Genomic DNA, 11,884 nt, shown 5'->3' with positions numbered 1-11,884 from the left:
ATCGAGCATGCGGTTGGAGAAGCCCCACTCGTTGTCGTACCAGGCCAGCACCTTGAGCAGCTTGCCGCTGGTCTTGGTGTGGTTGGCATCGAAGAATGCGCGAGCTGGCCAAGCTGCCGGTGCCGAAGGAAGTCTGCGACGCCTACGGCGGTATCTCGCTGGAATTCGGTCGTGAGTACATCATTCCGAAGCCAATGGATGCCCGTCTGATCACCGTGATCTCCGATGCCGTGGCCAAGGCTGCCATCGAGACCGGCGTGGCGACCCTGCCGTATCCGAAGAACTACCCGCTCAAGAGCGTGGATGACGTGTTCAACGGCTAAGTCGTTGTAGCGCTTCAACAAGAAGCCCCGGCTCTGGCGAGTCGGGGCTTTTTGTTGTCTGGGGTTTTGTGTAGGCGGTGAGTGCCCCTTCGCGGGCAAGCCTCGCTCCTGCAGGTCAGGTGATCTTCTGTAGGAGCGAGGCTTGCCCGCGAAGACGGCGTACACGAATGCTAAAAAGCCCCGCCTTCCAAAGAAGCGCGGGGCTTTTTGCGTTATTACATCATGCAATCAGAACAGATCGATCGGCGCCGCTTCATCTGCCGGCAGCGGGCTGCCCGGCGCGGTGCCGTTGCCCAGCTCGTTGACTGACGGTGGCGTGTCTTCGGCCTTGAACAGTTCGAAGTAGGCGCCTGGCGTTGCAGGAGAGGCCGCGCGGCCGCTGACCGGATCGATGCGCAGGCTCAGGATGCCTTCAGGCTCCGCTTGCGTGTGAGGCGGCAAGCCCTTGAGAGCGGCGCTCATGTAGTTCATCCAGATCGGCAGCGCGACAGTGCCGCCGAACTCCTTGCGGCCGAGGCTTTCAGGCTGGTCGAAACCGGTCCAGACCGTGGTCACGTAATCGGCGTTGTAGCCGGAGAACCAGGCATCCTTGGATTCGTTGGTCGTCCCCGTCTTGCCTGCAATGTCCGGGCGGCCCATGGCCAGGGCGCGACGGCCGGTGCCCAGCTTGATCACGTCCTCAAGCATGCTGTTGAGGATGAACGTGGTGCGACCGTCGACAATGCGTTCAGCCACAGCAGGCGCCTGGGGCGCCGGCTGGCTCGCCTGCGTTTCGCTTGAAGTGGTGTTGACCGTGAAGGCCTGGGCGGCTGGCGCAGCGATGCCGTCGCTGGCAGCGCCGCCTTTCGGAACGCTTGGCGGGTTGGCGACGAACAGCGTATCGCCATTGCGGCTTTCGATCTTGTCGATGATGTACGGGGTGATCTTGTAGCCGCCGTTGGCGAAGGTACTCCAGCCCGTGGCGATTTCCATTGGTGTCAGGGTTGCGGTGCCCAGCGCCAGCGAAAGGTTGGGCGGCAAGTCCTGTTTGTTGAAACCGAATCGCGTGATGTAGTCGATGGTCTTGCCAACGCCCATCGCTTGCAGCAGGCGGATCGACACCAGGTTGCGCGACTTGTACAGCGCTTCGCGCAGGCGGATCGGCCCGAGGAAGGTGTTGGTATCGTTTTTCGGGCGCCAGACCTTGTCCAGATACTCATCGACAAACACGATCGGTGCGTCGTTCACCAGACTGGCAGCGGTGTAGCCGTTATCCAGCGCGGCGCTGTAGACGAATGGCTTGAAGCTCGAGCCCGGCTGGCGCTTGGCCTGCAAGGCGCGGTTGTAGTTGCTCTGTTCGAAGGCAAAACCACCGACCAGCGAGCGGACAGCGCCGTTCTGCGGGTCAAGGGACACCAGCGCGCCTTGAGCCTGCGGGATCTGGCTGAACTTCAGCGAGTTATCAGGCTGGCGCTGCACCCGAATCAGGTCGCCGACCTGGGCGACATCCGACGGCTGTCGCGGATTGGCCCCCATGCTGTTGGTGTTCAGGAATGGACGGGCCCATTTCATGCTGTCCCAGCCGACATGCTCATTGCCGGTGCGGGTCAGTACCTGCAGGCCGTTTTTGTCGACCTGGGTGACAATGGCCGGCTCAAGGCTGCTGATGGTGCGTTGCCGAGTCAGTTCAGTCGCCCACGCTTCGCGCGTCTTGCCTGGCAGGCGCGACTCGGGACCGCGATAGCCGTGACGCTGGTCGTAGGTCATCAGGCCTTCGTGAATGGCGGTGTTTGCCATTTCCTGCAGATTGCTCGGCACGGTGGTGGTCACGCGGAAACCTTCGGTATACGCGTCACTGCCGTAGCGCCCGACCATTTCGGCACGAGCCATTTCAGCGATGTAAGGCGCGTTCACTTCCGGGGTCGGTACGTGATAGCTGGCGTTCAGCGGCTCGTTGATGGCGGCGGTGTAGTCCGATTCGCTGATTTTGCCCAGCTTGTACATGCGCCCCAGGATCCAGTCGCGGCGTTCCTTGCTGCGTGCCGGGTTGGCCAGCGGGTTGAAGCGCGAAGGCGCCTTGGGCAGGCCGGCGATCATCGCCATCTGCGCCAGGCTGACGTCACGAATCGACTTGCCGTAGTAGACCTGCGCCGCCGCCTCGATACCGTAGGCGCGGTTGCCCAGGTAGATCTTGTTGACGTACAGCTCGAGGATTTCGTCCTTGGTCAGTTGGCGTTCGATCTGCAGAGCCAGAAGGATTTCAGTGGTTTTGCGCGAGAAGCTGCGCTCGCTGGTCAGGAAGAAGTTCTTCGCCACCTGCATGGTGATGGTGCTGCCGCCGGACTGAATGTGCCCGCTTTTGACCAGTTGAGTGGCGGCACGCATCAGGCTGCTGGGATCGACCCCGTAGTGGTTGGCGAAGTTGTCGTCTTCAGCACTTAGTAACGCATTAATGAAATTGGGGGGAATGTCTGCGAAACGGATCGGAGTGCGGCGCATTTCGCCGAATTCTGCGATCAACTTGTTATCGCTGCTGTAGACCCGCAAAGGGATCTGCAACTGGATGCTTCTCAGCGCCTCCACGGAGGGTAGTCCGGGGCTAAGGTAGAGAAACGCCCCGCTGAGACCCAAAAGCAGTCCGCAGAAAACCGCGACGATGGACCAACCGAAAAATTTCAGCAGACGAATCAAGGCTTTTGGATATCCAGAGCAAAGAATGAATGAGGCATCAGGGTTCAGGCTAAAGGCGAATGACCCGCGCTTGAGAAAAAGCGGAAAAAAACGCTGGGCATTATAAGCATTTTTCCGTTGCAGGCGTCATTGGCGGCTGCTGTCAAGACGGGCGGAAGGAACGCAAAACACATTACAGAGTCCGTAAGTCACGGAAAGACATAGGGAATTGCAAGTGCCAGGACTCTTCAATAAAAAAGCCAAGACGCTTTTGGGGGTCGATATCGGCTCCACTTCGGTAAAGCTCGTTGAGCTGAGTCGCCAGGGTGACCGCTATCGGGTCGAAGCCTATGCCATCGAGCCTCTGCCCGCCGGTTCGTTCATCGAAAAAAACATCGCAGAGCCCGAAGCTGTGGGCCAGGCGCTCTGTCGTGGGCTGGCCAGGGCCAGAACCAGCCTCAGGAACGTTGCCGTCGCTGTATCCGGCTCGGCGGTGATCACCAAGCGCATCGAGATGGATGCCGGCCTTGGCGATGACGAGATGGAAAGCCTGATCAGGATCGAGGCCGACCAGTACATACCCTATCCATTGGATGAGGTCGCCATCGATTTCGAAGTTCAGGGGCCCTCGACGCGGAGTCCTGAGCGGGTCAATGTGCTGCTCGCGGCGTGTCGCAGGGAAAACATTGAAGTCCGTGAGGCTGTCCTGGCGCTGGCCGGCCTGACGGCACGAGTGGTGGATGTGGAGGCATACGCCCTGGAGCGCTCCCTTGGCCTGCTGGCTGATCCTTTGACTGCTTCCCGGGGCGCGCTGGTGGCGGTGGTCGACATCGGCGCGACCATGACCACCCTGAGTGTGTTGCTCGGTGATCACATCATCTATACCCGCGAGCAGCTGTTCGGTGGTCGTCAACTGACCGAAGAAATTCAGCGTCGTTATGGGCTGACTGTCGCGCAGGCGGAACTGGCGAAGAAACAGGGTGGCCTGCCTGAGGGTTACGACCGTGAAGTGATGCAGCCGTTTTGCGAAGCCTTGGTACAGCAGGTCTCGCGTTCGCTGCAGCTGTTCTTTTCTTCCGGCCGGTACTCCTCGGTCGATCATCTGTTGCTGGCCGGCGGCACCGCGTCGGTCCCTGGGCTGGATCGACTGATAGAGCAGCAATTGGGCACGCCGACGAAGGTGGCCAACCCTTTTATCCATATGACGCCTGGCAGCAAGGTCAAGGCCTCGGCACTGGCCAGCGACGCACCGGCCCTGTTGATCGCTTGCGGTCTGGCGCTCAGGAGTTTCGACTGATGGCGCGGATCAATCTTCTACCCTGGCGAGAAGCGTTGCGTGAAAAGCGTCGCAAGCGCTTTTTGTTGATTCTGCTCGGCGTGTTGGCAGGAGCGACTGGCGCGGTATGGGTTGTCAATCAAGTGATCAGCAGCGCTATTGAACGGCAGGTTGCGCGCAACGATTACCTGGGCAAGCAGATCGTCGTGATCGATGAGCGGATCAGGCAGATCAGTGATCTCAAGGCTCGTCGCCAGGAACTGGTCGAGCGAATGCATATCATCCAGGACCTGCAAGGTAACCGGCCGGTCAGCGGGCGAATTTTTGATCAGCTGGTGCGGACCCTGCCTGATGGCGTGTACTTCACCGAAGTGAAAATGGCCGACAGGACGCTGTTTATTACCGGGGTGGCAGAGTCCAACAATCGTGTTTCCGAACTGATGCGCAATCTCGATGCATCGGACTGGTTCGATGCGCCCAGCCTGACAGAAGTCAAGGCAAGCACAGGCGGCCAACCGGATCAGGCCAACGTCTTTCGATTGACCCTTCGCCAGACGCAACCCTCTGTCGTGGAGGATGGGCGATGAAGCCGTTCAATGGGTTCGAAGGTTTGCGCAAGATCGATATCAACGATCTGGACACAAGCAACATGGGTTCCTGGCCGCCCGCGATCAAGGTTCTGTCGGGTGTGCTGGTCATGTTCCTGGTGCTGGCGCTCGGCTACAGCTTTTCCACGAGTGACCTTCAGGGCCAGCTCGAAACCAAGCGCGAAGAGGAGTCTGCCCTCAAGCAACAGTTCGCCACCAAGGCCGGCATGGCAGCGAACCTTGCGTTGTACACCCAACAGATGAAGGAAATGGAGAGTACCTTCGACGTGTTGCTGCGGCAGCTACCCAGCGACACTGAAGTCCCTGGCCTGCTTGAAGACATCACGCGTATCGGCCTGGGCAGCGGCCTTGAGTTCGAAGAAATCAAGCTCCTGCCGGAAGTCGCCCAGCCTTTCTACATCGAGCTGCCGATCCAGATCACCGTCACGGGGGCTTACCACGACCTCGCCACGTTCGTCAGCGGCGTGGCCGGGCTGCCGCGCATCGTCACCCTGCATGATTTCGATCTGGTGCCCGTCAATCCCGAAGGTGGGCCGAAATTGCGCATGAACCTTTTGGCCAGGACCTATCGCTACAACGACAAGGAGCAGCAACCATGAGCCTGCTTCGTGTCTCTTTCCTTGGCCTTGCGCTGGCTGTCCTTGCCGGCTGCAACAGTGGCGATGACTTCAGCGACCTGGATGCCTACCTGAACGAAATGCGCCTGCGGGCACCAGGGCGGATTGAACCAACGCCGACATTTGTGTCTTACCCGACATTCACTTACAGCGCAGCCAACCTGCGCAGTCCGTTTTCCCGGCAAGTCCGGGTCGATCTGGCCGGGGCCGGGCACGGCGCGCGCAATGTCAAACCTGACCGGAGTCGGACCAAACAGTACCTCGAGGGTTTCAACATCGAGCAGTTTGAAATGGTCGGCACGATCTCCAATGCATCGGGTTCCTTTGCGTTGCTGCGCGGTGCGGGAGGCGTGCATCGGCTGAAGGTTGGAGATTATCTGGGGCGCAATGACGGGCGGATCGTCGCCATCAGCCCCTCGCAAGTCGATGTGGTCGAAATCGTTCCCGATGGCGAAGGCGCCTGGCTGGAAAGGCCGCGCACCCTACCGCTGAAAGAACACTCATAGTGGAACCGGAAAAATGAACAGGATTTTCTACACCCTCGGAATGTCGCTATGGATAGCGCTGCTTTCGCCGATGGTACAAGCGGCCAATCTCAAGGCGCTGGATGTCGCTGCACTGCCAGGGGATCGCGTCGAATTGAAACTGGCGTTCGACGAACAACCGCCGACGCCCCGTGGTTACACGACGGAGTCTCCGGCCCGGATCGCGCTCGATTTGCCTGGCGTCGTCAATCAACTGACGAGCAAGACCCGCGATCTGGGTAATGGCAACGCCCGCAGTGCGACAGTGGTCGAGGTCAAGGATCGCACGCGGCTGATCATCAATCTGATGCGGCTGACGCCCTACAGCACGCGAGTCGAAGGTAACAACCTGATTGTGGTGGTGGGACAGGGCGCCAGAGCCACCGCTTCCGGACTGCCAGCCGCCGTTGCGGCCCCGGTGCGCGCGCCGGCGTCATCGGCGAATGCCATTCGCGCCGTGGATTTTCAACGCGGCGCCGAGGGTGAGGGCAACGTGGTGATCGACCTGTCGGATCCCGCGATGGTGCCGGACATTCAGGAGCGTGAAGGCAAGATTTTTCTCGAATTCGCCAGAACCCGGTTGCCGGAGCCGTTGCGCGTGCGTCTGGACGTCAAGGATTTCGCCACGCCGGTGCAATTCGTCAACGCCAGTGTCACCGGTGACCGGGCCATTATCGCGATCGAGCCCGGAGGCGCCTTCGACTACTCGACCTATCAGACCAACAGCAAGCTGACGGTCAGCGTCCGACCGGCCACTGTCGATGACCTGCGCAAACCCAATGTCGAGCGCTCCACCTATAACGGTGAGAAGCTCTCGCTGAATTTCCAGGACATCGATGTGCGCTCGGTGCTGCAATTGATCGCCGATTTCACCAATCTCAATCTGGTGGCCAGCGATACGGTACAGGGCGGTATCACATTGCGTCTGCAGAATGTGCCATGGGATCAGGCGCTGGATCTGGTGTTGAAAACCAAGGGGCTGGACAAACGCAAGATGGGTAACGTCCTGCTTGTGGCGCCGGCCGATGAAATCGCTGCCAGGGAGCGTCAGGAGCTTGAGTCGCAGAAACAGATCGCCGAACTGGCACCCTTGCGTCGGGAGCTGTTGCAGGTCAATTACGCCAAAGCGGCGGATATCGCGAAATTGTTCCAGTCGGTGACCAGTGCCGAGGCGAAAATCGACGAACGGGGTTCGATCACCGTCGATGAACGCACCAACAACATCATTGCCTACCAGACCCAGGACCGCCTCGACGAGTTGCGGCGAATCGTGGCGCAACTGGACATACCCGTGCGTCAGGTGATGATAGAGGCGCGAATCGTCGAAGCCAACGTCGATTACGACAAGAGTCTGGGCGTGCGCTGGGGTGGCTCGATCCAGAACAGGGGTAACTGGAATGCATCCGGCGTCAGCAATGGCGTCAACGCGTCGTCAACCATCGGCACACCCGGAAGTACCAGTACCAATGCGCCGTTCGTCGACATGGGGGCGGCGGCCAACACATCCGGGATCGGCATCGCGTTCATCACCGATAACGTCCTGCTTGACCTGGAGCTGACCGCCATGGAAAAAACCGGCAACGGCGAAGTGGTCTCGCAACCCAAGGTGGTCACGTCCGACAAGGAGACCGCCAAAATCCTCAAGGGCACCGAGATTCCCTATCAGGAAGCCAGCTCCAGCGGCGCTACCTCGGTGTCTTTCAAGGAGGCTTCGCTCTCGCTGGAGGTGACGCCGCAGATCACGCCGGATAACCGGATCATCATGGAGGTCAAGGTCACCAAGGACGAGCCGGACTACCTGAACAAGGTGCAGGATGTGCCGCCCATCAAGAAAAACGAGGTCAATGCCAAGGTCCTGGTCAATGATGGCGAGACCATCGTCATTGGCGGCGTTTTCTCAAATACTCAGAGCAAGGTTGTAGATAAGGTGCCATTTCTTGGCGATGTGCCGTATCTTGGCCGACTTTTCCGGCGTGACGTGGTTTCGGAGAAAAAATCCGAGCTGTTGGTGTTTCTCACTCCGCGTATCATGAATAATCAGGCGATTGCTGTGAGTCATTGATTCTGTGCGAAATTTGATTCTTGTAGGACCGATGGGCGCTGGAAAAAGCACCATCGGCCGATTGCTGGCCAAAGAGCTGCGCTTGCCATTCAAAGATTCCGATAAGGAAATTGAATTACGCACCGGCGCCAATATCCCGTGGATCTTCGACAAGGAAGGCGAACCGGGCTTTCGGGATCGCGAGCAAGCGATGATTGCCGAGCTGTGCGATTACGACGGCGTGGTGCTGGCGACCGGCGGCGGTGCCGTCATGCGCGAGGCCAATCGTCGGGCGCTGCACGCCGGTGGGCGGGTGGTCTACCTGCATGCCTCCGTCGAGCAGCAGGTCGGTCGTACTGCGCGAGACCGCAACCGGCCATTGTTGCGCACCGCCGACCCGGCCAAGACCCTTCGGGATCTGCTGGCGATCCGCGATCCGCTCTATCGGGAAATCGCCGATCTGGTGGTGGAGACCGATGAGCGGCCGCCGCGAATGGTCGTGCTCGATATTCTGGAACGCTTGCAGCAGCTGCCTCCCCGTTAATGCGCGGCGCGAAATGCGCTATCCTCGGCGTCCGCCACGACCGCTCTCGGTTGTGGCGAGCGGCTACCGAACGGCGTCACACCCGATGACGCCGTGGACATTCGTTAACTCAAGGCAGGATGCCTGATTCCATCTTCACTGTGGGGACACATGCAGACACTCAAGGTCGATCTAGGCGAGCGCAGCTACCCGATTCATATTGGCGAAGGTTTGTTGGATCAGCCCGAACTGCTGGCTCCGCATATTCGCGGGCGGCAAGTGGCGATCATCTCCAACGAAACCGTTGCGCCGCTCTATCTTGAACGTCTGACCCGCAGCCTTGCGCAATTTTCGGTCATTTCCGTGGTGCTTCCCGACGGGGAAGCCTTCAAGACCTGGGAAACCCTGCAACTGATTTTCGATGGCCTGCTCACTGCACGGCATGACCGCCGCACGACGGTCATCGCCCTGGGCGGCGGCGTTATCGGCGATATGGCCGGTTTTGCTGCCGCCTGTTACCAGCGCGGCGTCGATTTCATTCAGGTTCCGACCACGCTGCTGTCGCAAGTCGACTCTTCAGTCGGTGGAAAAACCGGCATCAACCACCCGCTGGGCAAGAACATGGTCGGTGCGTTCTATCAGCCGAACGTCGTGCTGATCGATACCGCCTCCCTCAAGACGCTTCCGGCTCGCGAACTGTCCGCCGGACTGGCTGAAGTCATCAAGTACGGGCTGATCTGCGACGAGCCGTTCCTGACCTGGCTCGAAGACAACGTCGATCGCCTGCGCAACCTGGATCAGCAAGCCCTGACTTACGCCATTGAGCGCTCCTGTGCGGCCAAGGCGGCTGTCGTCGGGGCCGATGAGAAAGAAACGGGTGTACGTGCCACGCTCAACCTGGGGCACACCTTTGGCCATGCCATTGAAACCCACATGGGGTACGGCGTCTGGTTGCATGGCGAAGCGGTCGCTGCCGGTACCGTCATGGCATTGGAGATGTCCGCACGCCTGGGCTGGATCAGCGAACAGGACCGCGATCGCGGCATTCGCCTGTTCCAGCGCGCCGGTCTGCCGGTGATCCCGCCGGAAGAGATGACCGAAGCCGATTTTCTCGAACATATGGCAGTTGATAAAAAAGTGATCGATGGTCGTCTGCGCCTGGTGCTGCTGCGCCGCATGGGCGAGGCAGTGGTGACCGACGATTATCCGAAAGAGGTTTTACAGGCCACGCTGGGAGCGGATTACCGCGCCCTGGCTCAGCTTAAAGGTTAATAAGATCGCAATGACTAGTTTGCATGCCGACGAGGCATTCCTCGGCCATTACCAGTTGAGTCACGACCCTTTCGCTCCACGGGTGCCTGGCTTCAAGTTTTTCCCGGCCCAGCGCAAACCGGTGCTTGGGCAATTGCATCACCTGGCACGTTACAGCCAGTTGCTGCTGGTGGTCACCGGCCCGCAAGGCAGTGGCAAGACTTTGTTGCGCCAGGCCCTGGTTGCCAGTACCAACAAACAATCCGTGCAGAGCGTGGTGGTGTCCGCCCGAGGTGCAGGCGATGCAGCCGGCATACTGCGCCAGATTGCCCAGGCCCTGGACGTCGCCCAGGCTGAAGTCGATGCGATTTTGAAGCAGGTGGTGCAACTGGCGCTGACCGGGCAGGAAGTCTATCTGCTGGTCGATGATGCCGAGCAGCTTGATGAGTCCGCGCTCGAGGCCTTGATGGCGTTGGGTGCCGGCGCACCGGAAGGTCGTCCGCATGTGTTCCTGTTCGGTGAATCGGCGCTGATCGCTCAGCTCGAAGCCTTGCATCTTGAGGAAGAACGCTTCCACGTCATTGAACTGCAGCCTTACACCGAAGAAGAAACCCGCGAATATCTGGAGCAGCGCCTTGAAGGGGCTGGTCGGGGTATCGAACTTTTCACTGCGGATCAGATCTCTGATATTCAACAAAGCTCCGAGGGTTGGCCTGGCAATATCAACCAGGTTGCCCGCGATGCGATGATCGAAGCCATGATTGCCAGCCGCACAGCGGTCAAGCGTCCAAGTATGGGGTTCAATATGCCGAAGAAACACGTATTGGCGATTTCCGCCGTCGTTGTGGTCGCGGTGGCCGCGGCCTGGTTGATGCCGGGTCGCAGCAAGGCACCGACCGCGGGTGCGCCAGCGAACGAACAGGCGCAACTGCCGCTCGGCCAGGGAGCGTCACAGTCAGGCAATGGCGGTGCTCCGTCCGTCGAATTTGCCGGCAACACTCAGCCGATGCCATTGCCGTTGGTCGGTAATTCTCAACCGGTCATGCGTGGCCCGCTCGCCGAAGCCGCGGGTGGCATCACCGAGGGCGACGATGGGGTGCCGGTGGAAGGTTCCAGCGCTACTCCCCCGACCGTGACCACCATCGCGCCACCAGCGGGCGTTCCAGCCGGCCCTGCACCTGTGCCTGCGGCCAAGCCGACACCGGCGCCGACCCAGGTCGCAACCGCCAAGCCTGCGCCGGTTCCTGCGCCTGCTCCTGCCGCCAAACCGGCCCCTGCGCCAGCCAAACCGGCTGTTGCCGCCGCCAAGCCAGCCGAGAAACCTGTCGAGAAGCCGGCCGCACCGGCCAAGGCTGCCGCCGGTGGTACCTGGTACGCAGGCCAGGCGCCTGGCAACTACGTGGTGCAAATCCTGGGCACCAGCTCTGAAGCGACTGCGCAAAACTTCGTCAAGGAACAGGGCGGCGAGTACCGCTACTTCAAGAAAGTCCTCAACGGCAAACCGCTTTACGTCATCACCTATGGCAACTTCGCAAGCCGCGATGCAGCCGTATCCGCCATCAAGGCCTTGCCAGCGAAGGTTCAGGCTGGTAAACCTTGGCCTCGCACTGTCGCCAGCGTCCAACAGGAACTGGCAACAACTCGCTGAAGATTCGGCGGCCTTACCCAGGCCGCCTCTCCAAGCACCTCAAAAATCTCTACGAGTGCGCGCCGTCCCCCCGGGATCGCGTGCCTTGTGGTGTCTGCGTCACAGTAGTCTTTGAGTCGTTGCGGTCAGAATTAAAAAAGTTTTGACTAGCACAGCAGATCGCTTTAAACCTTTCACTTATGCGACATAAATTTGCGGCAATTCGTCGTCAAATTTGTGAGCCCAAGTGTCGGTGTGTACAATGACCTCCCTTTTGCCCCCGCAAAGCCGGCGTACGTTCGGCGCGGATGGCAAGTGGTTGAATTGAAAAGAAATTTGCCTCGTACAGAGGCAGCCTGGTGAGAAAGTGTCTATGAAAGCAGGTCTGTACCAACCAGATGAATTCAAGGATAACTGCGGCTTCGGCCTGATTGCCCATATGCAG

10 protein-coding genes and 2 pseudogenes are annotated in these 11,884 nt (G+C 59.7%); 10 read left to right on the top strand and 2 right to left on the bottom strand.

Annotated elements, in window-relative coordinates:
- A pseudogene (locus tag ACQKP2_RS29895) lies at positions 1-108 on the bottom strand (erythrose-4-phosphate dehydrogenase); the annotation flags it as partial.
- Here ACQKP2_RS29895 and ACQKP2_RS29890 point away from each other — a divergent pair.
- A pseudogene (locus ACQKP2_RS29890) lies at positions 96-323 on the top strand (malate dehydrogenase); the annotation flags it as partial. The pseudogenes ACQKP2_RS29895 and ACQKP2_RS29890 overlap by 13 nt on opposite strands.
- A 228-nt stretch (positions 324-551) precedes the next feature.
- Here ACQKP2_RS29890 and ACQKP2_RS29885 read toward each other — a convergent pair.
- Positions 552-2,990, bottom strand: a complete 2,439-nt coding sequence (locus ACQKP2_RS29885; RefSeq protein ID WP_427581921.1) for a penicillin-binding protein 1A — start codon at positions 2,988-2,990, stop codon at positions 552-554.
- Between the two features lie 217 nt (positions 2,991-3,207).
- Here ACQKP2_RS29885 and ACQKP2_RS29880 point away from each other — a divergent pair, with 217 nt between their 5' ends.
- The 9 genes from ACQKP2_RS29880 to ACQKP2_RS29840 all read left to right on the top strand — a co-directional run.
- Entirely contained in the window at positions 3,208-4,269 is a 1,062-nt protein-coding gene (locus ACQKP2_RS29880) for a pilus assembly protein PilM (protein WP_427581917.1), read from the top strand.
- The gene (locus tag ACQKP2_RS29875; RefSeq protein ID WP_427581916.1) at positions 4,269-4,835 is read left to right on the top strand and encodes a PilN domain-containing protein; all 567 of its coding nucleotides are present in this window, start codon (positions 4,269-4,271) and stop codon (positions 4,833-4,835) included. The genes ACQKP2_RS29880 and ACQKP2_RS29875 overlap by 1 nt, the downstream gene beginning before the upstream one ends.
- The gene (gene pilO / locus ACQKP2_RS29870; RefSeq protein ID WP_427581914.1) at positions 4,832-5,455 is read left to right on the top strand and encodes a type 4a pilus biogenesis protein PilO; all 624 of its coding nucleotides are present in this window, start codon (positions 4,832-4,834) and stop codon (positions 5,453-5,455) included. The genes ACQKP2_RS29875 and pilO overlap by 4 nt, the downstream gene beginning before the upstream one ends.
- Positions 5,452-5,979 carry a pilus assembly protein PilP gene (locus tag ACQKP2_RS29865; RefSeq protein WP_427581913.1) on the top strand — a complete coding sequence of 176 codons (528 nt, stop codon included), beginning with the start codon at positions 5,452-5,454 and terminating at the stop codon, positions 5,977-5,979. Before pilO ends, ACQKP2_RS29865 begins: the two co-directional genes overlap by 4 nt.
- 13 nt (positions 5,980-5,992) lie before the next feature.
- Positions 5,993-8,059 (top strand): type IV pilus secretin PilQ, encoded by a 2,067-nt coding sequence (pilQ, locus tag ACQKP2_RS29860; RefSeq protein WP_427581912.1) that lies wholly within the window; start codon positions 5,993-5,995, stop codon positions 8,057-8,059.
- A 4-nt stretch (positions 8,060-8,063) separates the two neighbouring features.
- Positions 8,064-8,582, top strand: coding sequence for a shikimate kinase AroK (gene aroK / locus ACQKP2_RS29855; protein ID WP_015093141.1), 519 nt, complete (start codon positions 8,064-8,066; stop codon positions 8,580-8,582).
- A 150-nt stretch (positions 8,583-8,732) separates the two neighbouring features.
- A complete protein-coding gene (gene aroB / locus ACQKP2_RS29850) occupies positions 8,733-9,833 on the top strand; it encodes a 3-dehydroquinate synthase (RefSeq protein WP_427581909.1) in 1,101 nt (366 codons plus the stop codon).
- A gap of 10 nt (positions 9,834-9,843) precedes the next feature.
- The gene (locus ACQKP2_RS29845; protein ID WP_427581908.1) at positions 9,844-11,460 is read left to right on the top strand and encodes an AAA family ATPase; all 1,617 of its coding nucleotides are present in this window, start codon (positions 9,844-9,846) and stop codon (positions 11,458-11,460) included.
- 352 nt (positions 11,461-11,812) lie between these two features.
- Positions 11,813-11,884: hypothetical protein (locus ACQKP2_RS29840; protein WP_427581919.1), on the top strand; the 72-nt coding region annotated here is incomplete at its 3' end.

This window comes from Pseudomonas sp. NPDC089569, assembly GCF_050280625.1.
Lineage (GTDB): Bacteria > Pseudomonadota > Gammaproteobacteria > Pseudomonadales > Pseudomonadaceae > Aquipseudomonas.
The sequence above is the reverse complement of the archived record's forward strand: the minus strand, read 5'-3'. Positions and strand labels throughout refer to the sequence as shown.

Coding starts and splice junctions, on each gene's coding strand:
- ACQKP2_RS29875 (WP_427581916.1), top strand. CDS start 4,269: ATGGCGCGGATCAATCTTCTACCCTGGCGAGAAGCGTTGCGTGAAAAG.
- pilO (WP_427581914.1), top strand. CDS start 4,832: ATGAAGCCGTTCAATGGGTTCGAAGGTTTGCGCAAGATCGATATCAAC.
- ACQKP2_RS29865 (WP_427581913.1), top strand. CDS start 5,452: ATGAGCCTGCTTCGTGTCTCTTTCCTTGGCCTTGCGCTGGCTGTCCTT.
- pilQ (WP_427581912.1), top strand. CDS start 5,993: ATGAACAGGATTTTCTACACCCTCGGAATGTCGCTATGGATAGCGCTG.
- aroB (WP_427581909.1), top strand. CDS start 8,733: ATGCAGACACTCAAGGTCGATCTAGGCGAGCGCAGCTACCCGATTCAT.
- ACQKP2_RS29845 (WP_427581908.1), top strand. CDS start 9,844: ATGACTAGTTTGCATGCCGACGAGGCATTCCTCGGCCATTACCAGTTG.